This window comes from Pseudomonas chlororaphis subsp. aurantiaca, from assembly GCF_013466605.1.
GTDB classification, from domain to species: Bacteria; Pseudomonadota; Gammaproteobacteria; order Pseudomonadales; family Pseudomonadaceae; genus Aquipseudomonas; species Aquipseudomonas chlororaphis_I.
The window spans coordinates 1,304,623-1,326,330 of the sequence record NZ_CP059162.1; the positions used below are offsets into that span (position 1 = coordinate 1,304,623).

Sequence of the window (21,708 nt, forward strand, 5' to 3'; positions counted from 1 at the left end):
GTAGGAGTGCATCGTGCGTAAGTTGACTCAATTGGTTCTCCTGGCGACTGTCCTGGTAGCAGGTCCGGCCTTCGCCGACATGAAAATCGCCGTGCTGAACTATCAGATGGCTCTGCTGGAATCCGATGCTGCGAAGAAATACGCAGTGGATGCCGAGAAGAAGTTCGGCCCGCAGTTGAACAAGCTGAAAACCCTGGAAAGCAGCGCCAAGGGCATCCAGGATCGTCTGGTTGCCGGTGGTGACAAGATGCAGCAGGGCGAGCGTGAGCGCCTGGAACTCGAATTCAAGCAGAAAGCCCGCGACTTCCAGTTCCAGTCCAAGGAGCTGAACGAAGCCAAGGCCGTTGCCGATCGTGAAATGCTCAAGCAACTGAAGCCGAAACTCGACAGCGCCGTGGAAGAAGTCATCAAGAAAGGTGGTTTTGACCTGGTGTTCGAGCGTGGTGCAGTGATTGATGTCAAACCTCAGTACGACATCACTCGCCAGGTTATCGAGCGCATGAATCAGCTGAAGTAACCCATGACAGCGACTATAAAGCTCGGCCAGCTGGCCGAGTTCCTCGGAGCCACCCTGCGTGGCTCCGCAGAGAAAGAAATCACTGGGCTAGCCACCTTGCAGGAGGCTGGCCCAGCTCAGTTGAGCTTTTTGGCAAATCCCCAATACCGTAAGTATCTGGCTGACAGTCAGGCAGGCGCCGTGCTGCTGAAAGCGGCGGATGCCGAGGGTTATGCCGGTGATGCCTTGGTCGTGGCCGATCCCTACCTGTCGTACGCCCGGATTTCCCACCTGTTCGATCCCAAGCCCAAGGCCGCTGCCGGTATTCATCCGACTGCGGTCATCGCCGAGGATGCTGTGGTCGACGCAGCTGCCAGTATTGGCGCGTTTGCGGTCATCGAGAGCGGTGCGCAAATCGCCGCGGGTGTCACGATCGGTGCTCATTGTTTTATCGGTGCCCGTTGCCAGATTGGCGAGGGCGGCTGGCTGGCTCCACGCGTGACGCTTTACCACGATGTGCGTATCGGCAAGCGCGTGGTCATTCAGTCCGGTGCGGTACTGGGCGGCGAAGGTTTCGGTTTCGCCAACGAGAAAGGCATCTGGCAGAAGATCGCGCAGATTGGTGGCGTCACCATTGGCGATGATGTCGAGATAGGCGTGAATACCGCTATCGATCGCGGTGCGCTGGCCGATACCGTCATTGGCAATGGCGTGAAGCTGGATAACCAGATTCAGATCGCCCACAACGTCCAGGTCGGTGATCACACCGCCATGGCGGCCTGTGTCGGCATTTCCGGCAGTACCCGGATCGGCAAGCACTGCATGCTCGCCGGCGGTGTCGGGCTGGTTGGCCACATCGATATTTGCGACAACGTTTTCCTGACCGGGATGACCATGGTGACCCACTCGATTACCGAGCCGGGCTCCTACTCTTCCGGTACAGCCATGCAGCCTGCTGCCGAGTGGCGCAAAAGCGCGGCACGCATCCGTCAGCTCGATGATCTCGCGCGACGCCTGCGACAGCTGGAAAAGCGTGTAGGGGACGTGACCCCCGACGGTAAAGCTTCATCAGATGGCTGATACCATTTCCATATCAAGTGTGCACAGCCGTTAGACTGCCTCCTTGATTTGCTAGAGGAGTGTGCGTTAGTCGCGCGCTCCCAATCTTTACTACAGGCTTCCCCCCGAAATGATGGACATCAACGAGATTCGCGAATACCTGCCTCACCGTTACCCGTTCCTGTTGGTGGACCGGGTAGTGGACCTGGATGTTGAGGGCAAGTGCATTCGTGCCTACAAGAATGTCAGCATCAACGAACCTTTCTTCAATGGTCACTTCCCTGCGCATCCAATCATGCCGGGCGTGCTGATCATCGAAGCCATGGCTCAGGCTGCGGGCATTCTTGGTTTCAAGATGCTGGACGTGAAGCCGGCCGATGGCACCCTCTACTACTTCGTCGGCTCCGACAAGCTGCGCTTCCGCCAGCCGGTACTGCCGGGTGACCAGTTGATCCTGGAAGCCAAGTTCATCAGCTGCAAGCGCCAGATCTGGAAATTCGAATGCCAGGCTTCGGTCGACGGCAAGCCGGTCTGCTCCGCTGAAATCATCTGTGCGGAACGCAAACTATGAGTTTGATTGACCCTCGCGCAATCATCGATCCGACGGCCATTCTGGCCGACGACGTTGAGGTTGGCCCGTGGTCGATCGTTGGCGCCGGTGTGGAAATCGGCGAGGGTACGGTGATCGGGCCGCATGTGGTGCTCAAAGGCCCGACCCGGATCGGTAAGCACAATCGTATCTACCAGTTCTCCTCGGTAGGCGAAGACACTCCCGATCTGAAATACAAAGGCGAGGAAACCCGCCTGGTGATTGGTGACCACAACGTCATTCGTGAAGGCGTGACCATTCATCGCGGCACTGTCCAGGATCGTTCCGAGACCACTCTCGGCGATCACAACCTGATCATGGCGTACGCCCATATCGGTCACGACAGCGTGATCGGCAACCATTGCATCCTGGTCAACAACACGGCGTTGGCCGGCCATGTGCATGTGGACGACTGGGCGATCCTGTCCGGTTTCACCCTGGTTCACCAGTACTGCCATATCGGCGCCCACAGCTTTTCCGGCATGGGTACGGCGATCGGCAAGGATGTTCCGGCCTTTGTCACAGTGTTCGGCAACCCGGCCGAGGCGCGCAGCATGAACTTCGAGGGCATGCGCCGTCGTGGTTTCAGCGAAGACGCGATTCACGCCCTGCGTCGAGCCTATAAAGTGGTGTATCGCCAGGGCTTGACCGTCGATCAGGCGCTCGTCGAGCTGGCAGAAGCTGCTGCACAATTTCCCGAAGTCGCGGTATTTCGTGACTCGATCCAGTCTTCGACTCGCGGCATCACCCGTTAATCATGAGCAAACTGCGTATTGCGCTGGTGGCTGGCGAAGCTTCCGGCGACATTCTTGGCGCCGGTTTGATGCGTGCGCTCAAGGCCCAGCATCCTGCCGTTGAGTTCATCGGTGTCGGAGGCCCGCTGATGCAGGCTGAAGGGTTGACGTCCTATTTCCCGATGGAGCGCCTGGCGGTCATGGGCTTGGTGGAAGTCCTGGGGCGCTTGCGCGAACTGCTGGCCCGGCGCAAGAAGCTGGTTCAGACCCTGATCGCCGAGAAGCCGGACGTGTTCATCGGCATCGACGCCCCCGACTTCAACCTGAACATCGAACTCCAGTTGCGCCAGGCCGGTATCAAGACCGTGCACTACGTCAGTCCTTCGGTCTGGGCCTGGCGGCAAAAGCGCGTGCTGAAGATCCGCGAAGGTTGCGACCTGATGCTGACGCTGTTCCCGTTCGAAGCCAAATTCTATGAAGAGAAGGGCGTGCCAGTGCGGTTCGTCGGGCACTCCCTGGCTGACGCCATTCCGTTGGAAGCCGATCGGGCTGCGGCTCGCGCTGAGCTGGGCTTGGCCGAGGGTCCGCTGGTGGCCCTGATGCCGGGCAGCCGTGGCGGCGAAGTCGGGCGCCTCGGGGCCTTGTTCCTCGACGCGGCGCAACGCCTGCGCGCCTTGCGTCCAGGGGTGCGTTTCGTCATGCCTTGCGCGAGCCCCGAGCGGCGTACTCAGCTGGAAGAGCTGCTGGCCGGTCGCGACTTGCCGCTGACCCTGCTCAACGGCCAGTCGCATCAGGCGCTGGCGGCTTGCGATGCGGTATTGATCGCTTCCGGCACCGCGACCCTTGAGGCGCTGCTGTACAAGCGCCCGATGGTCGTCGCCTATCGCCTGGCGCCGCTGACCTTCTGGATTCTCAAGCGCATGGTCAAGAGCCCTTATATTTCCCTGCCGAACCTGCTGGCCCAGCGCCTGCTGGTTCCCGAGCTGCTGCAGGATGACGCGACTGCGGAGGCCCTGGCCCAGACCCTGTCGCCCCTGATCGAAGACGGCCAGGAGCAGACTCGCGGGTTTGACGAGATCCATCGCACCCTGCGCCGGGATGCCTCCAACCAGGCGGCTGAAGCGGTGTTGAACCTGATTGGCAAACCGGCATGAGTAACGAAAAGATGCAGATGGGACTGGATTTCTCGCTGGTGGCCGATGCCGAAGACCTGGTGGCCGGTGTCGACGAAGTAGGGCGCGGCCCATTATGCGGCGCAGTGGTCACGGCCGCGGTCATCCTCGATCCGAGCCGGCCGATTCTCGGCCTGAACGACTCGAAGAAGCTCACCGAGGCCCGCCGCGAAAAACTCTACGACGAGATTTGTGAGAAAGCCCTGAGCTGGTGCATTGCTCGCGCCGAAGTCGAGGAAATCGACGAATTGAATATCCTGCATGCCACCATGCTGGCCATGCAGCGCGCGGTAGAAGGGCTGAGCGTGACCCCGAAACTGGCAATGATCGACGGTAATCGTTGCCCGAAACTGTCGATGCCTGCCGAAGCGGTGGTCCAGGGCGACAGCAAGGTGCCGGCGATCGCCGCGGCGTCGATTCTGGCCAAGGTCAGCCGGGATCGCGAGATGGCGGCGTTCGAGCTGATCTACCCAGGTTATGGCATCGGCGGGCACAAGGGCTACCCGACGCCCGTTCATCTGGAAGCGCTGGCCCGCCTGGGGCCGACGCCGATTCACCGGCGCTCGTTCGCGCCGGTACGTCAAGCCTACGAAGCCCGTGAGAACCTGGGCGAGATTCAGTCCTGAGGCTGATGTTTTAGCGAAGGCCCGGTACAATCCGGGCCTTGTTGTTTTTGTGCTCATTACAGGATCACTATGCCGGCTTCATTCGTTCATCTACGCCTGCACACTGAATATTCCCTGGTTGACGGTCTGGTGCGGATCAAACCGCTGGTCAAGACGTTGGCTGGCATGGGCATGCCCGCGGTGGCGGTTACCGACCAGAACAACATGTGTTCCCTGGTCAAGTTCTACAAGGCGGCCATGGGCACCGGGATCAAGCCGATCTGTGGCGCCGACCTGTGGCTGTCGAACAAGGATCCCGAGAATCCACTGAGCCGCATCAGCCTGCTGGTGATGAATGCCGTGGGCTATCGCAACCTGACCGAGCTGATTTCCCGCGGCTTTATCGATGGCCAGCGTAATGGCCAGATCATCATCGAGCGCGAGTGGGTGGCCGAGGCCGCCGAAGGCCTGATCATGCTCTCGGCCGCGAAAGAGGGCGAGATCGGTATCGCCTTGCTCTCTGGTGACCTGCAAGAAGCGGAAACCCTGGCTCGCGAGTGGATGGCGGTGTTCCCGGACCGTTTCTACCTGGAAGTCCAACGCACCAACCGTCCCAACGACGAAGAGCAGTTGCACGCAGCCGTGGCCCTGGCGGACAAGATCGGCGCGCCGCTGGTGGCGACCAACGATGTGCGGTTCATCAAGCGCGAAGACTTCGAGGCCCATGAAACCCGGGTCTGCATCGGTGAGGGCCGTGCCCTCGACGACCCGCGTCGCTCGAAGAACTACAGCGACCAGCAGTACCTGAAAAGCGCCGAGGAAATGGCCGAGTTGTTCAGCGACCTGCCCGAGGCCCTGGAAAACACGGTCGAGATCGCCAAGCGCTGCAATATCGAAGTGAAGCTGGGCAAGCACTTCTTGCCTGACTATCCGATCCCCGATGGCATGACCATCGATGAATATTTCCGCAAGGTTTCGTTCGACGGGCTGGAAGAGCGCCTCAGCGTGCTGCTGCCCAAGGACACTACCGAAGACTATGAAGCCAAGCGCCAGGTGTATGTCGACCGGCTGAATTTCGAACTCGATATCATCATCCAGATGGGGTTCCCCGGTTACTTCCTGATCGTTATGGACTTTATCCAGTGGGCCAAGAGCAACGGTGTGCCGGTAGGGCCTGGCCGGGGGTCAGGTGCCGGCTCCCTGGTGGCCTATGTACAGAAGATCACCGACCTCGACCCGCTGGCCTACGACCTGCTGTTCGAACGTTTCCTCAACCCGGAACGGGTTTCCATGCCCGACTTCGACGTCGACTTCTGCATGGACGGTCGTGACCGGGTTATCGACTACGTGGCCGAGAAGTATGGCCGCAACGCGGTAAGCCAGATCATCACCTTCGGTTCCATGGCCGCGAAGGCTGTGGTGCGGGACGTGGCGCGGGTGCAGGGCAAGTCTTACGGCCTGGCTGACCGTCTGTCGAAGATGATCCCCTTCGAAGTCGGCATGACCCTGGAAAAAGCCTACGAGCAGGAAGAAATCCTGCGCGATTTCATCAAGGTCGATGAAGAGGCGGCGGAAATCTGGGAGATGGCGCGCAAGCTCGAGGGCGTGGTGCGTAACGTCGGCAAGCACGCCGGTGGCGTGGTTATCGCCCCGACCAAACTGACCGATTTCTCGCCGATCTACTGCGACGAGGCCGGCGACGGCCTGGTAACCCAGTTCGACAAGGACGACGTCGAGGCCGCCGGCCTGGTGAAGTTCGACTTCCTCGGCCTGCGGACCCTGACCATCATCAAGTGGGCGATGGAGACCATCAACCGCGAGCAGGCGAAAAAGAACCTGCCCGACGTCAACATCGACTTCATCCCGCTGGACGACAAGAAGACTTACGAGCTGCTGCAGAAGGCCGAGACCACTGCGGTGTTCCAGCTCGAATCCCGAGGCATGAAAGAGCTGATCAAGAAGCTCAAGCCCGACTGCCTGGAAGACCTGATCGCACTGGTAGCGTTGTTCCGTCCTGGTCCGTTGCAATCGGGCATGGTGGACGACTTCATCAACCGTAAGCACGGTCGCGCCGAGCTGGCCTATCCGCATCCGGACTACCAGTACGATGGCTTGCGGCCGGTACTGGCGCCGACCTACGGCATCATCCTGTATCAGGAACAGGTGATGCAGATTGCCCAGGTGATGGCTGGCTATACCCTTGGCGGGGCCGACATGCTGCGTCGTGCCATGGGTAAGAAGAAACCCGAGGAGATGGCCAAGCAGCGCGGCGGCTTCATCGAAGGTTGCGCCAACAACGGTATCGATGCCGACCTGGCGGGCAACATCTTCGACCTGGTGGAGAAATTCGCCGGCTACGGTTTCAACAAGTCCCACTCGGCCGCCTACGGGCTGGTGTCCTACCAGACTGCATGGCTCAAGACGCATCACCCGGCGCCTTTCATGGCGGCGGTACTGTCCGCGGATATGCACAACACCGACAAGGTGGTGGTGCTGATCGAAGAAGTGCGCAGCATGAAGCTGCGCCTCGATGCGCCGGATGTGAACAGTTCCGACTTCAAATTCACCGTCAACAACGACGGCCGCATCGTCTATGGCCTGGGAGCGATCAAGGGCGTGGGCGAAGGGCCGGTGGAGGCGATCGTCGAGGCCCGTGCCGAAGGTGGCCCGTTCAAGGACCTGTTCGACTTCTGCAGCCGGGTCGACCTCAAGCGCATCAACAAGCGTACCCTCGATGCGTTGATCCGCAGTGGTGCCCTGGATCGTCTGGGTCCTCACTTTCATGATGAACTCAAGGCCTACCAGGCCAATATCGACCGCAACCGTGCAGTGTTGCTGTCGGCCCTGGAGGAAGCGGTCAAGGCGGCCGAGCAGACCGCGCGAACCGCCGACAGTGGCCACGCCGACCTGTTCGGCGGGGTCTTCGTCGAAGAGGATGCGGATGTCTACGCCAATCATCGCAAGGCCAAGGAACTGACCCTCAAGGAGCGCCTGAAAGGGGAGAAAGATACCCTCGGCCTGTACCTGACCGGGCACCCGATCGACGAATACGAAGGTGAGATCCGGCGTTTCGCCCGCCAGCGCATCGTCGACCTGAAGCCGGCGCGCGATACCCAGACCGTCGCGGGCATGATCATTGCCCTGCGGGTCATGAAGAACAAAAAGGGCGACAAGATGGGGTTCATCACCCTTGACGATCGTTCGGGGCGGATCGAGGCTTCGCTGTTCGCCGATGCCTTCCATTCGGCCCAGTCCCTGCTGCAGACCGACGCGATGGTGGTGGTCGAGGGCGAGGTTAGCAACGACGACTTCTCCGGTGGCCTGCGCCTGCGGGTCAAGCGGGTGATGAGCATGGAAGATGCTCGCACCAACCTGGCGGAAAGCCTGCGCCTGAAGGTGCACACCGAAGCCCTCAAGGGCGATCAGCTACGCTGGCTGGGGGAGCTGTGCAAACGCCATCGCGGCGCTTGCCCGATCTCCATGGAGTACACCAAGGAGGACGCCAAGGCCTTGCTGCAGTTCGGCGAAGCCTGGCGGATCGATCCGGCGGATGCCTTGATTCAAGCCCTGCGTGACCAGTTCGGGCGAGACAACGTCTTCCTCCAATACCGTTGACGGTCAGGCGCCATGAAAGTGCGCCGATCTCGACCCGAATTTTTAATCTCGACCTGAACGCGCCTCTCCCTTAAGGTAGGGCGCGAATAGACAACCGGCCGGCCCAAGCTCTCTTGGACGTCGACCCAAGACGGACGCCTATGAACCCGAATTTTCTTGATTTCGAACAGCCGATCGCCGACCTGCAAGCCAAGATCGAAGAGTTGCGCTTGGTCGGTAATGACAATTCGCTGAATATCGGCGATGAGATCACCCGCCTGCAGGACAAGAGCAGCACCCTGACCGAGGACATCTTCGGCAAGCTGACCAGCTGGCAGATCGCACGCCTGGCGCGTCACCCGCGTCGTCCGTACACCCTGGACTACATCGAGCACATCTTTACCGAGTTCGACGAACTGCATGGCGACCGTCACTTCTCCGACGACGCCGCGATCGTTGGTGGTGTTGCCCGTCTGGACGACCAGCCGGTCATGATCATCGGCCACCAGAAAGGCCGTGAAGTGCGCGAGAAAGTCCGTCGCAACTTCGGCATGCCGCGTCCTGAAGGCTATCGCAAGGCGTGCCGCCTGATGGAAATGGCCGAACGCTTCAAGATGCCGATCCTGACGTTCATCGACACCCCGGGCGCCTACCCGGGCATCGACGCCGAAGAGCGCAACCAGAGCGAGGCAATCGCCTGGAACCTGCGGGTCATGGCGCGCCTGAAAACCCCGATCATCGCCACCGTGATCGGTGAGGGTGGTTCCGGCGGTGCGCTGGCCATCGGTGTCTGCGATCAGCTGAACATGCTGCAGTACTCCACTTACGCGGTGATCTCGCCGGAAGGCTGCGCCTCGATCCTGTGGAAAACCGCCGAGAAAGCGCCGGATGCCGCCGAAGCCATGGGCATCACCGCCGAGCGCCTGAAAGGCCTGGGCATTGTCGACAAGGTCATCAGCGAGCCGCTGGGTGGCGCGCACCGTGATCCGGTTGCCGCTGCTGCTCTGATCCGCGCCGAGCTGACTTCCCAGCTGGCGATGCTTAAGAAGATGGATAACGACACCCTGCTGGCGCGTCGTTACGATCGCCTGATGAGCTACGGTCTCTGACAGATCGACGCTCCTTGTAGGGGCGGGCTTGCTCGCGAAATGGGCGCCTCGGCCATTCAGGTCGAGGCTTTTCAGGCGCTGCGAGCAAGCTCGGTCTCTACTCAGGATCCGGTCCACTCATGAGCCCATTCGATACCGCCCTTACGCAAAAACTGCTGCAACGCCTCCTGCCCTGGCTGGATCGATCGGTCTGGCGCATCGCGTTCTCCGGTGGCCTTGATTCCACCGTCTTGCTGCACCTGCTTGCCCAACTCAGGCAGCGACATATGCTTCCCCCGTTGACCGCCATCCATGTGCATCACGGCCTTCAGGCTGTGGCTGACGCCTGGCCGGAGCATTGTCGAATCCAGTGCGAAGCGTTGGCAGTGCCGTTACAAATAGTGGCGGTGCAGGTGCAACCGGGAGCCAGCCTCGAGCGTGCGGCACGGGAAGCGCGTTATGCCGCGTTCGAAGAGGTAACCGGCAGCAATGAGCTGTTGCTGACGGCCCAGCACCGTGACGATCAGGCGGAAACCCTGTTGTTCCGTTTGCTGCGTGGGGCCGGGGTCAGGGGGCTGTCCGCCATGCCGGCGTCGCGTGCCTTGGGGCGGGGGCATTTGCTGCGGCCTTTGCTCGACGTCTCCCGCGACGAGTTGGAGCGTTACGCTCGTGATCACCAACTGCACTGGATCGACGACCCCTCCAATCAGGACCGGCAGTTCTCCCGTAATTACCTGCGCCATCAGGTGTTCCCATTGCTGACCGCCCGCTGGCCACAGGCTGCCAGCAGCCTGGCGCGCAGCGCGGCGCATTTGCGTGAGGCCCGGGAGTTGCTGGATGAGCTGGCGATCATCGATCTGCAAGAGGCGGCTAAGGGTGTTGGGTTCGAGTGGCTGGGCTTGCCATCCCTGGCACTGGCGCCTTTGGTCGGTTTGTCGGAGGCGCGTCAGCGCAATGCCCTGAGTCACTGGCTGAGCCAGTTCACGACCTTGCCTGACAGCGACCACTGGGCGGGTTGGCAGACGCTGCGCGATGCCGCAGGCGACAGCCGCCCGGTATGGCGGCTGGGGCAGGGCGAGTTGCAGCGGGCGGCAGGGCGTGTCTGGTGGTTGTCGGGTTGCTGGTTGCAATCCCCGCTATCGGCGCCGAGTTGGGTCGATACCGCTGCGCCTTTGCAGTTACCAGGCAATGGGCAATTGCAATTCATCGGTGGCGCACCGCAAGGGCCCTTGCAGGTGCGTTACCGTCAGGGGGGCGAGGTGATGCAACTGCCTGGGCGCGGCCACCGCGACCTCAAGCGCCTGCTCAATGAGACAGGTCTGCCGGCCTTCGTCCGTGGCAGATTGCCGCTGCTGTATCGAGGCGAGCAATTGCTCGCGGTGGCGAACCTGCCAGGTCTTGACGCAAATGCCCATGAAGGTTGGCAATTGCATTGGCAGCCGCCTTCGAGCGATCAAGGTTTGAGCTGAAAGTCCCTTTCCGGTAGACTACGCTCCCTTCTTGATACAACTTCTGTGGATTCGCCTGAATTGCAGGAGTTGCCGATTACCAAGCAGTCTTTGCTGGGCGATTCCAAAAAATGTGTAGCGAGCAACGTACCGGTGTTTTTTCTTCCGGTCTGTCCCAACGCGGCGGTTTTTTTGAAAGGTGCACTGTGATTAATGCAGGTGATCGGGGGCTTCGGCCTTCCTTCGCTTTCCCCGGCGGCTCGGACCGCTTTAACGCAGACTTCTAGGGTTTTTCATGACGCGCTACATATTCGTCACGGGCGGTGTTGTTTCTTCATTGGGGAAAGGCATTGCCTCGGCTTCATTGGCGGCCATCCTGGAGGCGCGGGGACTTAAGGTCACCATGCTCAAGCTGGACCCGTACATCAACGTTGACCCGGGCACCATGAGCCCGTTCCAGCACGGTGAAGTGTTCGTCACCCACGACGGCGCCGAGACCGACCTGGACCTGGGCCACTACGAGCGGTTCATCCGCACGACCATGACCCAGAACAACAACTTCACCACCGGTCGTGTCTATGAGCACGTGCTGCGCAAAGAGCGCCGTGGTGATTACCTGGGCGCCACCATCCAGGTGATTCCGCACATCACCGACGAAATCAAGCGTCGCATCATCAAGGGCGCCGGCGATGCCGACGTGGCCCTGGTGGAGATCGGCGGCACCGTGGGTGACATCGAGTCGCAACCGTTCCTCGAGGCCATCCGCCAGTTGCGCGTCGAAGTCGGTTCCAAGCGTGCGATGCTGATGCACCTGACCCTGGTTCCGTACATCGCCACCGCTGGCGAGACCAAGACCAAGCCGACCCAGCACTCGGTGAAAGAGCTGCGCTCCATCGGCCTGCAGCCTGACGTGCTGATCTGCCGCTCCGACCATCCGGTGGATGTGTCCTCGCGTCGCAAGATCGCGTTGTTCACCAACGTTGAAGAGCGCGCGGTGATCTCCCTGGAAGACGTCGACACCATCTACAAGATTCCGGCCGTGCTGCACGCCCAGGGTCTGGACGATTTCGTCGTCGAGCGTTTCGGCCTGCAATGCAACGGTGCCGATCTGTCCGAGTGGGAAAAAGTGGTCGACGCCAAGCTCAACCCCGAGCACGAAGTCACCATCGCCATGGTCGGCAAGTACATGGAGCTGCTGGACGCCTACAAGTCGCTGATCGAAGCGATGAGTCACGCCGGCATCACCAACCGCACCAAGGTCAACCTGCGTTACATCGACTCCGAAGACATCGAGAACCAGGGCACCGCGCTGCTCGAAGGTGTCGATGCGATCCTGGTGCCAGGCGGTTTCGGCCTGCGTGGCGTGGAAGGCAAGATCACCGCCGTCCAGTACGCTCGCGAAAACAAGGTGCCTTACCTGGGTATCTGCCTGGGCATGCAAGTGGCCGTGATCGAGTTCGCTCGTAATGTCATGGGCTGGAAAGACGCCAACTCCACCGAGTTCGACCGCGCCAGCGGTCACCCGGTCGTCGGACTGATCACCGAGTGGGCTGATGCCACCGGTGCCGTAGAAACCCGTACCGAAGCCTCCGACCTGGGCGGCACCATGCGTCTCGGCGCTCAGGAATGCCTGCTCGAAGCCGGTTCCAAGGTGCACGACTGCTACGCCAAGGACGTGATCGTCGAGCGTCACCGTCACCGCTACGAAGTGAACAACAACCTGCTGCCACAGCTGATCGACGCCGGCCTGAAGGTTTCCGGTCGTTCCGGCGATGGCGCGCTGGTTGAAGTGGTCGAGGCACAGGACCATCCGTGGTTCGTCGCCTGCCAGTTCCACCCTGAGTTCACCTCGACTCCACGTGACGGCCATCCGCTGTTCAGTGGCTTCGTCAAGGCCGCTTTGGCTCAACACCAGAAGAAGGCGTAACCCCGATGGCACAGAAGATCATCCGCGTCGGCGATATCGAGATTGCCAACGACAAGCCCATGGTGCTGTTCGGCGGCATGAACGTGCTGGAAAGCCGTGACATGGCCATGCAGGTCTGCGAAGAGTACGTGAAGGTCACCGAAAAACTCGGTATCCCTTATGTGTTCAAGGCCAGTTTCGACAAGGCCAACCGGTCTTCTGTGACCTCTTATCGTGGTCCTGGCCTGGAAGAGGGCATGCGCATCTTCCAGGACATCAAGCAAGCCTTCGGCGTGCCGATCATCACCGACGTCCACGAGCCCTACCAGGCCGCGGTCGTCGCCGAGGTCTGCGACATCATTCAGCTGCCGGCCTTCCTGTCGCGCCAGACCGACCTGGTGGTTGCGATGGCCAAGACCGGTGCGGTGATCAACATCAAGAAAGCCCAGTTCCTCGCGCCCCAGGAAATGAAACACATCCTGAGCAAGTGCGAAGAAGCGGGTAACGATCAGTTGATCCTCTGCGAGCGTGGTTCGAGCTTCGGTTACAACAACCTGGTGGTGGACATGCTTGGCTTCGGCATCATGAAGCAGTTCGAATACCCGGTGTTCTTCGACGTGACCCACGCGCTGCAAATGCCCGGTGGTCGTGCCGACTCGGCCGGCGGTCGTCGTGCCCAGGTCACCGACCTGGCCAAGGCCGGCATGAGCCAGTCCCTGGCCGGCCTGTTCCTGGAAGCCCACCCGGACCCGGACAACGCCAAATGCGACGGTCCATGCGCCCTGCGCCTGGACAAGCTCGAACCTTTCCTGGCCCAGCTCAAGGCCCTGGACGAACTGGTTAAGAGTTTTCCGACGGTAGAGACCGCGTAAAACCGATTTCTCCGGTAAAGTACCGCACGATTAAATGCTCAGGCCCGCGGGCCTGAGCCTTATCGTCCGCAAGTCTGCCCCCTGTTCCCTGCTTGCCGACGGTAAAGAGATTCCCTTCAGCTGCGTCGTTTTCGTCAACTTTGGAGTGTTTACAACAATGGCAAAAATCGTCGACATCAAAGGTCGTGAAGTTCTCGACTCCCGTGGCAACCCCACCGTCGAAGCGGACGTGCTTCTCGATAACGGCATCATCGGCAGCGCCTGCGCGCCGTCCGGTGCTTCCACCGGCTCGCGTGAAGCGCTGGAGCTGCGTGATGGCGACAAGAGCCGTTACCTGGGCAAGGGCGTACTGAAGGCCGTAGCCAACATCAACGGTCCAATCCGTGACCTGCTGCTGGGTAAAGACCCAAGCGACCAGAAGGCCCTCGATCAGGCAATGATCAAGCTGGACGGTACCGACAACAAGGCAACCCTGGGCGCCAACGCGATCCTCGCCGTTTCCCTGGCCGCGGCCAAGGCAGCAGCACAGGACCAGGACCTGCCGCTGTACGCGCACATCGCCAACCTGAATGGCACACCGGGCGTCTACTCGATGCCGGTGCCGATGATGAACATCATCAACGGTGGCGAGCACGCCGATAACAACGTCGACATCCAGGAATTCATGGTGCAGCCGGTTGGCGCCAAGTCCTTCTCCGAAGGCCTGCGCATGGGCACCGAGATTTTCCATCACCTCAAAGCCGTGCTGAAGGCCCGTGGCCTGAGCACCGCCGTGGGTGACGAAGGTGGTTTCGCGCCGAACCTGGCTTCCAACGAAGACGCCCTGAAAGTGATCTCCGAAGCCGTGGCCAATGCCGGTTACAAGCTGGGCACCGACGTGACCCTGGCTCTGGACTGCGCGGCGAGCGAGTTCTTCGAAGACGGCAAGTACAACCTGTCTGGCGAAGGCCAGGTGTTCACTGCTGAAGGTTTCGCCGACTACCTCAAGGGCCTGACCGAGCGTTACCCGATCATCTCCATCGAAGACGGTCTGGACGAGTCCGACTGGGCTGGCTGGAAGATCCTCACCGACAAGATCGGCGAGAAGACCCAGTTGGTAGGCGACGACCTGTTCGTGACCAACACCAAGATCCTGAAAGAAGGCATCGACAAGAAGATCGCCAACTCGATCCTGATCAAGTTCAACCAGATCGGCACCCTGACCGAAACCCTGGAAGCCATCCAGATGGCCAAGGCAGCCGGTTACACCGCAGTGATTTCGCACCGTTCCGGCGAAACCGAAGACTCGACCATTGCCGACCTGGCGGTGGGCACCTCGGCTGGCCAGATCAAGACCGGTTCGCTGTGCCGTTCCGACCGCGTGTCCAAGTACAACCAATTGCTGCGTATCGAAGAGCAATTGAATGGCAAGGCCAAGTACAACGGCCGCAGCGAGTTTCGCGGTTAAGCGGTAGATGGTACAAAGACACCGGATTGGGTCAGAAAAATCGCATCAGCGAGGTTTTTGCCACTAATCTGATGCCTTAAGAGCACAAGCCTGGTTCTTCCAGGCTTCGTGCTGTCAGTAGGTTCGAAGTTGTTGGCATGGCTGTCTTTTTTCACTGGATACCCGATATTCGATGCGCAGTCCCAATTGGTTGTTCCTCGTCTTGCTCTTGCTGCTGGCTGGCCTGCAGTACCGCCTCTGGGTGGGGAATGGCAGCTTGGCGCAGGTAACCGACCTGACTCAGCAAATTGCCGATCAGCGCGCTGAAAACGAGCGCCTGCTGGAGCGCAATCGTGTACTCGATGCGGAAGTCATGGAATTGAAGAAAGGCATGGAGACCGTGGAAGAGCGGGCTCGTCATGAACTGGGCATGGTCAAGGAGGGCGAAACCCTCTACCAGTTGGCCCAATGATTCAGTCTCTACCGGCCTTCTGGGCCGTGATTCCTGCCGCGGGCGTCGGTGCCCGCATGGCCGCGGACCGTCCCAAGCAATACTTGCAACTGGGCGGGCGCACTATTCTCGAACACAGCCTCGGCTGTTTCCTCGACCATCCCTCCCTGAAGGGGCTGGTGGTCAGCCTGGCGCTTGACGATCCTTACTGGCCGACCCTGGTCTGTGCCCACGACCCACGGATCCAGCGGGTCGAAGGCGGCGCGGAGCGTTCCGGATCGGTCCTCAATGCCTTGCTCCATCTGCACGCCCGGGGCGCTGCGGATGAAGACTGGGTGCTGGTCCACGATGCGGCACGGCCGAACCTGTCCCGGGATGACCTGGACAAGTTGCTGAGCGAACTGGCGGATGACCCCGTGGGCGGCCTGCTCGCGGTACCGGCCCGTGACACCCTGAAACGGATCGACAAGCACGGCCGAGTGCTGGAAACCGTGGATCGCAGCCTGATCTGGCAAGCCTATACGCCGCAGATGTTCCGTCTTGGCGCCTTGCATCGCGCCTTGGCCGACAGCCTGGTGGCGGATGTGGCGATTACCGACGAGGCATCGGCAATGGAGTGGGCCGGCCAGGCACCGCGCCTGATCGAAGGGCGTTCGGACAACCTCAAGGTGACCCGTCCGGAAGACCTGGAGTGGCTGCGCCAGCGCTGGGCCAATCGCCGCTGAATGCAGGTTTCGCTGGTCCCTGTAGCCGCTGCCGCAGGCTGCGATCGGCTACGCAGTAGCCGTTTACCGGGTAACACGGTCGATTGGTTTGACCATGCGTGGTGGTGACCTGCGAAAAGCGCGTCTCGTTTCGGCCGATCGCAGCCTGCCGTAGCGGCTACGGATCAATCCTTGTACTCCGACCGCTTGGCCAGCCCCTCCTTGAGATAATCCACCAGCTTGCGCACCTTGGGCGACAGGTGCCGTTGTTGCGGATACAGCGCCCACACCGCGGTATTCGGTGGCTGATGCGCCTCAAGCAGGGAAATCAGACTGCCCTGATGCAGGTGTTCCAGCACGTAATAATCCGGTAGCTGGCAGAGGCCAACCCCCTGCAGCGCCGCATCCAGCACAGCTTGCCCGCTGTTACAGCGCCAGTTGCCTTGCACCCGCTGGGAGAACTCGCGCCCGTCCTGCTCCAGCTGCCAGATGTCCGAGCTACCGATCAGGCAGTTGTGCCGACTCAATTCCGACAAACTGTGGGGGCGACCATAACGCTCCAGGTAGGACGGCGAGGCGCAAAGGTACATGCGACGCGGCGCCAGGCGGGTCGCCACCAGTCGTGAATCCTGCAGGCGGCCGAGGCGGATCGCCAGGTCCAGGCCTTCATGCACCAGGTCCAAAGGGCGGTTGCTCAGTTCGATATCCACCCGCAGTTGCGGATAAAGCCCCATGAAACTGGTGACCAGCGGCACGATAAACCGCTCGCCGTAGGCCACTGCGCAGGTCATGCGCAGCATGCCCTTGGGCTCACTGGTCAGGTCGCCGACGGCGCGCAACGCCTCTTCGCGTCCATCCTGCAGACGCTGGCAATGCTGCAAGAAGGTCTGCCCGGCTTCGGTCAGGGTCACCCGGCGGGTACTGCGATACAGCAGGCGGGTCTGCAGCCGCTCTTCCAGGCGGACGATCTGCCGGCTGATATGGGAAGACGACACCCCGAGGCGTTCGGCGGCGGCAGTGAACTGGCTGCATTCGGCCACGGCGACGAACTCATCAATGCCTTCCCAGCGGTTCTCGTTCATGTTGATTATCCCTGTACGGCAATAATGTTTTGCTTTTGTCCGGATTATTCATCGCCAGGCGCTGTTTTACACTCCCTGTCTCGTTTTTATTCGCTGGAGACCCAGGATGATCAAGTCGCGCGCTGCCGTTGCCTTCGAGGCCAAGAAACCCCTTGAGATCGTTGAAGTCGATGTCGCCATGCCCAAGGCCGGCGAAGTGTTGTTGCGGGTCGTCGCTTCCGGCGTGTGCCACACCGATGCCTACACCCTGTCCGGGGCTGATCCGGAAGGCATCTTCCCGTCGATCCTCGGTCACGAAGGTGGTGCCGTGGTCGAGGCCATCGGCGAGGGCGTGACCTCGGTGGCTGTGGGTGATCATGTGATTCCGCTGTACACCCCGGAATGCGGCAAGTGCAAATTCTGCCTGTCGGGCAAGACCAACCTGTGCCAGGCGATCCGCGCCACCCAGGGCAAGGGCCTGATGCCGGATGGCACCACCCGTTTCTCCTATAAAGGCCAGCCGATTTTCCACTACATGGGCACCTCGACCTTTTCCGAGTACACCGTGTTGCCGGAAATCTCGGTAGCCAAGATCCCTAAAGAAGCGCCTCTGGAAAAAGTCTGCCTGCTGGGTTGCGGCGTCACTACCGGGATCGGCGCGGTGATCAACACCGCCAAGGTCAAGGCCGGCGACACCGTGGCGATCTTCGGCCTGGGCGGCATCGGCCTGTCGGCGGTGATCGGTGCCGTGAAAGCCAAGGCTGGCCGGATCATCGCCATCGACATCAACCCGGCCAAGTTCGAAATCGCCAAGCAGCTGGGCGCCACCGATTGCGTGAACCCGAAAGACTTCGACCGGCCGATCCAGGAGGTCATCGTCGACATGACCGACGGCGGCGTGGACTTCTCCTTCGAGTGCATCGGCAACGTGCAACTGATGCGTGCCGCGCTGGAGTGCTGCCACAAGGGTTGGGGCGAGTCGGTGATCATCGGGGTGGCCGGTGCCGGCCAGGAAATCTCCACCCGTCCGTTCCAGCTGGTTACCGGTCGCGTCTGGCGCGGTTCGGCGTTCGGCGGGGTGCGTGGCCGTTCCGAGTTGCCAAGCTATGTGGAAATGGCCCAGAGCGGCGAAATCCCGCTGGACACCTTCATCACCCATACCATGGGACTGGAGGACATCAACAAGGCCTTCGACCTGATGCACGAAGGCAAGAGCATCCGTACCGTCATTCATTTCTAAGGAGCAGTGGCAAGCGGCAAGCCAGAAGCTGCAAGAGCGATCACCGCCAACTTGCAGCTTGAAGCTTGAAGCCTGCGGCTGAAATGCCCATGAGTCTGGAAAACCTGTCCTGCCAGAAAAGCTTCGACGGCTGGCACAAACGCTACAAGCATCATTCCGAGGTGCTGGGCTGCGACATGGTGTTTGCCGTGTACCTGCCGCCACAGGCGGAGCAGGGTGGCAAGCTGCCGGTGCTGTACTGGTTGTCCGGCCTGACCTGCACCGACGAGAACTTCATGCAAAAGGCCGGTGCCCAGCGCCTGGCCGCCGAGCTGGGTTTGATCATTGTCGCGCCGGATACCAGCCCGCGTGGCCCTGGCGTGCCGGGCGATCCGGATGGCGCCTGGGACTTCGGCCTGGGGGCCGGGTTCTACCTGAATGCCACCCAGCAGCCCTGGGCCGAGCATTACCGCATGCATGACTATGTGGTGCAGGAGCTGCCGGCATTGGTCGAGGCACATTTCCCGGCCTCGGACAAGCGCGGCATCAGCGGGCACTCCATGGGCGGCCACGGGGCTCTGGTCTGTGCGTTGCGCAATCCGGGACATTACCAGTCGGTATCGGCCTTCGCGCCGATCAGCAACCCGATGGATTGCCCGTGGGGGCAGAAAGCCTTTTCCCGCTACCTGGGCGAAGAACGTTCCCGTTGGCGCGAATGGGATGCCAGCGTGCTGATCCAGGAGGCCAGTGAAAAGCTGCCGTTGCTGGTGGACCAGGGCGATCGTGACGATTTCCTGGCCAATCAGCTCAAGCCAGAAGTGCTGCAACAGGCGGCGAAAGCCGCGGGTCACCCGCTGACGTTGCGCCTGCAACCCGGCTACGACCACAGCTATTTCTTCATCGCCAGCTTCATTGGCGACCATCTGCAGCATCATGCGCGCGCTCTGAGCGGCTAATGTCCGCCAAAGCAGGTAGAATCACGCCCTGACTCAATCAGGGCGTTTTTTTATGCGTATTGGCCACGGCTACGATGTGCACCGTTTCGCTGAAGGCGATTTCATCACTCTGGGCGGCGTGCGGATTGCGCACAGCTTCGGGCTGCTCGCCCACTCCGACGGCGACGTGCTGTTGCACGCTCTGAGCGATGCCTTGCTGGGTGCGGCCGCGCTGGGCGACATCGGCAAGCATTTTCCGGACACCGATCCGCAGTTCAAGGGCGCCGACAGCCGTGCGCTGTTGCGTCATGTCGTCGCACTGATCCATGCCAAGGGCTGGAAGGTCGGCAACGTCGATAACACCATCGTGGCCCAGACGCCGAAGATGGCCCCCCATATTGAAACGATGCGCGCGCTGATCGCCGCGGATCTGCAAGTCGAGCTGGATCAAGTGAACGTCAAGGCCACCACCACCGAAAAGCTCGGCTTCGTCGGGCGCGAAGAAGGCATCGCCGTACATTCCGTTGCCTTGTTGCTGCGCGCATGAATGAACTGCAACTGTTGGGCCCGCGGGCCTATGGCGAAGCCCTGGGCAGCGCGGTACTGAAGGCCACCGCCGAAGACTTCCAGGTCGACGAAGTCCTGGACATTCCCCTGACCGGCGAAGGCGAACACCTGTGGTTGTGGGTGGAAAAGCGCGGCCTGAACACCGAAGAAGCGGCGCGGCGGATTGCCAAGGCCGCGGGCGTGCCGTTGCGCACCGTCAGCTATGCCGGCTTGAAGGATCGCCAGGCGCTGACCCGGCAGTGGTTCAGCATCCAACTGCCTGGCAAGGCCGACCCCGATCTGTCGGCGGCTGAAAACGACACCCTGAAGATCCTCAAGCTGACCCGCCACAAGCGCAAGCTGCAACGCGGCGCCCATGCGGCCAACGGCTTTACCCTGCGCCTGACCGAATTGAAGGCAGACAAGGCGGGAATCGAAGAGCGCCTGCAATCGATCGCCAAACACGGCATCCCCAATTATTTCGGCGCCCAGCGTTTTGGCCATAACGGCGGCAACCTGGTCGATGCCCGCGATTGGGCCGCCCGCAAGGCCTTGCCGGAACAGCGCAACGTGCGTTCGCGACTGCTTTCCACCGCGCGCAGTTACCTGTTCAACCGGGTGCTGGCGGCGCGAGTGGCCGATGGCAGCTGGCAGCGGGCCCAGGTCGGCGACCTGCTGGCCTTCACCGATAGCCGCAGTTTTTTCCCGGCCGGCGAAGCTGAATGCAGCGATCCGCGCCTGGCCATCCTCGACTTGCACCCGACCGGCCCGCAGTGGGGCGAGGGCGAATCGCCTGCTGCGGGAGCGACCCATCTGCTGGAACAGCAGGTGGCTGGCGACGAAGCGGATCTGCGCGATTGGTTGATTAAAGCCGGAATGAGCCACGAACGTCGCATCCTGCGGCTGCCCATTGGCGGGTTGACGTGGCATTATCCCGAGCCTGACATTCTGCAACTGGAATTCGTCCTGCCGGCCGGATGCTTCGCCACCGTATTGGTGCGTGAACTCGTCGATCTGGTGCCGGTGGGGCAGACGGACAGCCCATGCGTATTCTGATTTCTAACGACGATGGTGTAACAGCACCCGGTCTCGCCGCGCTTCATGCTGCGCTGGCGGATTACGCCGAGTGTGTGGTGATCGCCCCGGACCAGGACAAAAGTGGCGCCAGCAGCTCGCTGACGCTCGACCGGCCGTTGCACCCGCACACCTTGAGTAACGGTTTCATCAGTATCAATGGCACCCCCACCGACTGCGTGCACCTGGGCCTCAACGGGCTGCTGGAGCGCGATCCGGACATGGTGGTGTCCGGAATCAACCTCGGGGCGAACCTGGGTGACGACGTGCTGTATTCCGGCACCGTCGCCGCGGCCCTGGAAGGGCGTTTTCTGGGGCTTCCGGCGTTTGCCTTTTCGTTTGTCTCGCGTCAGGTGGATAATCTGCCGACGGCTGCCTATTTCGCCCGCAAACTGGTCGAGGCCCATGGGCAGTTGGATCTGCCACCACGTACCGTGCTGAACGTGAACATTCCCAATCTACCCCTCGATCATATTCGCGGCATTCAGCTGACCCGTCTGGGGCATCGCGCCCGTGCGGCGGCGCCGATGAAGACGGTCGACCCGCGCGGCAAGGCCGGTTATTGGATCGCCGCGGCGGGGGACGCCGAGGACGGCGGCCCGGGTACGGACTTCCACGCCATCATGCAGGGCTATGTCTCGGTCACGCCGTTGCAGCTCGACCGCACCTTCAATGATGCTTTCAGAAGTCTTGATGGCTGGCTGGAGGGGCTGCGCTGATGGCTCGCGA

20 protein-coding genes are annotated in these 21,708 nt (G+C 61.2%); 19 read left to right on the plus strand and 1 reads right to left on the minus strand.

Features of this window, described 5'->3' with window-relative positions; genetic code table 11:
* Nucleotides 1-13: 13 nt before the first annotated feature.
* From H0I86_RS05800 to ispD, 14 genes are all read left to right on the plus strand, one after another.
* Entirely contained in the window at nt 14-517 is a 504-nt protein-coding gene (locus H0I86_RS05800) for an OmpH/Skp family outer membrane protein (protein WP_007924063.1), read from the plus strand.
* A gap of 3 nt (nt 518-520) precedes the next feature.
* A complete protein-coding gene (gene lpxD / locus H0I86_RS05805) occupies nt 521-1,576 on the plus strand; it encodes a UDP-3-O-(3-hydroxymyristoyl)glucosamine N-acyltransferase (RefSeq protein WP_180924352.1) in 1,056 nt (351 codons plus the stop codon).
* Nucleotides 1,577-1,685: 109 nt separating this feature from the next.
* Nucleotides 1,686-2,126 (plus strand): 3-hydroxyacyl-ACP dehydratase FabZ, encoded by a 441-nt coding sequence (fabZ, locus tag H0I86_RS05810; RefSeq protein ID WP_007924058.1) that lies wholly within the window; start codon nt 1,686-1,688, stop codon nt 2,124-2,126.
* Nucleotides 2,123-2,899, plus strand: a complete 777-nt coding sequence (lpxA, locus tag H0I86_RS05815; protein ID WP_180924353.1) for an acyl-ACP--UDP-N-acetylglucosamine O-acyltransferase — start codon at nt 2,123-2,125, stop codon at nt 2,897-2,899. Before fabZ ends, lpxA begins: the two co-directional genes overlap by 4 nt.
* A gap of 2 nt (nt 2,900-2,901) precedes the next feature.
* The gene (gene lpxB / locus H0I86_RS05820) at nt 2,902-4,032 is read left to right on the plus strand and encodes a lipid-A-disaccharide synthase (protein WP_373369404.1); all 1,131 of its coding nucleotides are present in this window, start codon (nt 2,902-2,904) and stop codon (nt 4,030-4,032) included.
* A gap of 11 nt (nt 4,033-4,043) precedes the next feature.
* Nucleotides 4,044-4,676, plus strand: coding sequence for a ribonuclease HII (gene rnhB, locus H0I86_RS05825; RefSeq protein WP_016705311.1), 633 nt, complete (start codon nt 4,044-4,046; stop codon nt 4,674-4,676).
* 69 nt (nt 4,677-4,745) lie between these two features.
* Nucleotides 4,746-8,270 carry a DNA polymerase III subunit alpha gene (gene dnaE / locus H0I86_RS05830; protein WP_180924354.1) on the plus strand — a complete coding sequence of 1,175 codons (3,525 nt, stop codon included), beginning with the start codon at nt 4,746-4,748 and terminating at the stop codon, nt 8,268-8,270.
* A 140-nt stretch (nt 8,271-8,410) separates the two neighbouring features.
* Nucleotides 8,411-9,358 carry an acetyl-CoA carboxylase carboxyltransferase subunit alpha gene (locus tag H0I86_RS05835; protein WP_180924355.1) on the plus strand — a complete coding sequence of 316 codons (948 nt, stop codon included), beginning with the start codon at nt 8,411-8,413 and terminating at the stop codon, nt 9,356-9,358.
* Between the two features lie 119 nt (nt 9,359-9,477).
* On the plus strand, nt 9,478-10,806 hold the full coding sequence (gene tilS, locus H0I86_RS05840; protein ID WP_180924356.1) for a tRNA lysidine(34) synthetase TilS: 1,329 nt from the start codon (nt 9,478-9,480) through the stop codon (nt 10,804-10,806).
* A 274-nt stretch (nt 10,807-11,080) separates the two neighbouring features.
* Nucleotides 11,081-12,712 carry a CTP synthase gene (gene pyrG, locus H0I86_RS05845; RefSeq protein WP_087091385.1) on the plus strand — a complete coding sequence of 544 codons (1,632 nt, stop codon included), beginning with the start codon at nt 11,081-11,083 and terminating at the stop codon, nt 12,710-12,712.
* Between the two features lie 5 nt (nt 12,713-12,717).
* Nucleotides 12,718-13,563, plus strand: coding sequence for a 3-deoxy-8-phosphooctulonate synthase (gene kdsA / locus H0I86_RS05850; protein ID WP_009047224.1), 846 nt, complete (start codon nt 12,718-12,720; stop codon nt 13,561-13,563).
* A gap of 157 nt (nt 13,564-13,720) precedes the next feature.
* A complete protein-coding gene (gene eno, locus H0I86_RS05855) occupies nt 13,721-15,010 on the plus strand; it encodes a phosphopyruvate hydratase (protein ID WP_009042397.1) in 1,290 nt (429 codons plus the stop codon).
* A 172-nt stretch (nt 15,011-15,182) separates the two neighbouring features.
* The gene (ftsB, locus tag H0I86_RS05860; RefSeq protein WP_007924039.1) at nt 15,183-15,461 is read left to right on the plus strand and encodes a cell division protein FtsB; all 279 of its coding nucleotides are present in this window, start codon (nt 15,183-15,185) and stop codon (nt 15,459-15,461) included.
* Nucleotides 15,458-16,165: a 2-C-methyl-D-erythritol 4-phosphate cytidylyltransferase gene (gene ispD / locus H0I86_RS05865; RefSeq protein WP_180924357.1), complete on the plus strand. Its 708-nt coding sequence runs from the start codon at nt 15,458-15,460 to the stop codon at nt 16,163-16,165. The genes ftsB and ispD overlap by 4 nt, the downstream gene beginning before the upstream one ends.
* A gap of 164 nt (nt 16,166-16,329) precedes the next feature.
* On the opposite strand, the gene H0I86_RS05870 is transcribed toward ispD, so the two are convergent.
* On the minus strand, nt 16,330-17,226 hold the full coding sequence (locus tag H0I86_RS05870; protein WP_180924358.1) for a LysR substrate-binding domain-containing protein: 897 nt from the start codon (nt 17,224-17,226) through the stop codon (nt 16,330-16,332).
* Between the two features lie 106 nt (nt 17,227-17,332).
* Here H0I86_RS05870 and H0I86_RS05875 point away from each other — a divergent pair, with 106 nt between their 5' ends.
* The 5 genes from H0I86_RS05875 (at nt 17,333) to surE (ending at nt 21,698) form a co-directional block, all read left to right on the plus strand.
* On the plus strand, nt 17,333-18,445 hold the full coding sequence (locus H0I86_RS05875) for an S-(hydroxymethyl)glutathione dehydrogenase/class III alcohol dehydrogenase (protein ID WP_007924035.1): 1,113 nt from the start codon (nt 17,333-17,335) through the stop codon (nt 18,443-18,445).
* An 83-nt stretch (nt 18,446-18,528) separates the two neighbouring features.
* Nucleotides 18,529-19,380, plus strand: coding sequence for an S-formylglutathione hydrolase (gene fghA, locus H0I86_RS05880; protein WP_180924359.1), 852 nt, complete (start codon nt 18,529-18,531; stop codon nt 19,378-19,380).
* A 52-nt stretch (nt 19,381-19,432) separates the two neighbouring features.
* Nucleotides 19,433-19,906: a 2-C-methyl-D-erythritol 2,4-cyclodiphosphate synthase gene (gene ispF, locus H0I86_RS05885; RefSeq protein ID WP_180924360.1), complete on the plus strand. Its 474-nt coding sequence runs from the start codon at nt 19,433-19,435 to the stop codon at nt 19,904-19,906.
* Nucleotides 19,903-20,961, plus strand: coding sequence for a tRNA pseudouridine(13) synthase TruD (truD, locus tag H0I86_RS05890; protein WP_081362552.1), 1,059 nt, complete (start codon nt 19,903-19,905; stop codon nt 20,959-20,961). Before ispF ends, truD begins: the two co-directional genes overlap by 4 nt.
* Nucleotides 20,949-21,698, plus strand: a complete 750-nt coding sequence (gene surE, locus H0I86_RS05895; RefSeq protein WP_009047229.1) for a 5'/3'-nucleotidase SurE — start codon at nt 20,949-20,951, stop codon at nt 21,696-21,698. Before truD ends, surE begins: the two co-directional genes overlap by 13 nt.
* The last annotated feature ends 10 nt before the right edge of the window (nt 21,699-21,708 follow it).

Bases quoted from the DNA above. Each gene is read 5' to 3' on its own strand.
- pyrG (WP_087091385.1), top strand. From the start codon at position 11,081: ATGACGCGCTACATATTCGTCACGGGCGGTGTTGTTTCTTCATTGGGG.
- lpxA (WP_180924353.1), top strand. From the start codon at position 2,123: ATGAGTTTGATTGACCCTCGCGCAATCATCGATCCGACGGCCATTCTG.
- lpxD (WP_180924352.1), top strand. From the start codon at position 521: ATGACAGCGACTATAAAGCTCGGCCAGCTGGCCGAGTTCCTCGGAGCC.
- tilS (WP_180924356.1), top strand. From the start codon at position 9,478: ATGAGCCCATTCGATACCGCCCTTACGCAAAAACTGCTGCAACGCCTC.
- fghA (WP_180924359.1), top strand. From the start codon at position 18,529: ATGCCCATGAGTCTGGAAAACCTGTCCTGCCAGAAAAGCTTCGACGGC.
- H0I86_RS05835 (WP_180924355.1), top strand. From the start codon at position 8,411: ATGAACCCGAATTTTCTTGATTTCGAACAGCCGATCGCCGACCTGCAA.
- eno (WP_009042397.1), top strand. From the start codon at position 13,721: ATGGCAAAAATCGTCGACATCAAAGGTCGTGAAGTTCTCGACTCCCGT.
- dnaE (WP_180924354.1), top strand. From the start codon at position 4,746: ATGCCGGCTTCATTCGTTCATCTACGCCTGCACACTGAATATTCCCTG.
- surE (WP_009047229.1), top strand. From the start codon at position 20,949: ATGCGTATTCTGATTTCTAACGACGATGGTGTAACAGCACCCGGTCTC.
- ftsB (WP_007924039.1), top strand. From the start codon at position 15,183: ATGCGCAGTCCCAATTGGTTGTTCCTCGTCTTGCTCTTGCTGCTGGCT.
- H0I86_RS05870 (WP_180924358.1), bottom strand. From the start codon at position 17,226: ATGAACGAGAACCGCTGGGAAGGCATTGATGAGTTCGTCGCCGTGGCC.
- ispD (WP_180924357.1), top strand. From the start codon at position 15,458: ATGATTCAGTCTCTACCGGCCTTCTGGGCCGTGATTCCTGCCGCGGGC.
- truD (WP_081362552.1), top strand. From the start codon at position 19,903: ATGAATGAACTGCAACTGTTGGGCCCGCGGGCCTATGGCGAAGCCCTG.
- fabZ (WP_007924058.1), top strand. From the start codon at position 1,686: ATGATGGACATCAACGAGATTCGCGAATACCTGCCTCACCGTTACCCG.
- kdsA (WP_009047224.1), top strand. From the start codon at position 12,718: ATGGCACAGAAGATCATCCGCGTCGGCGATATCGAGATTGCCAACGAC.
- rnhB (WP_016705311.1), top strand. From the start codon at position 4,044: ATGCAGATGGGACTGGATTTCTCGCTGGTGGCCGATGCCGAAGACCTG.
- H0I86_RS05875 (WP_007924035.1), top strand. From the start codon at position 17,333: ATGATCAAGTCGCGCGCTGCCGTTGCCTTCGAGGCCAAGAAACCCCTT.
- ispF (WP_180924360.1), top strand. From the start codon at position 19,433: ATGCGTATTGGCCACGGCTACGATGTGCACCGTTTCGCTGAAGGCGAT.
- lpxB (WP_373369404.1), top strand. From the start codon at position 2,902: ATGAGCAAACTGCGTATTGCGCTGGTGGCTGGCGAAGCTTCCGGCGAC.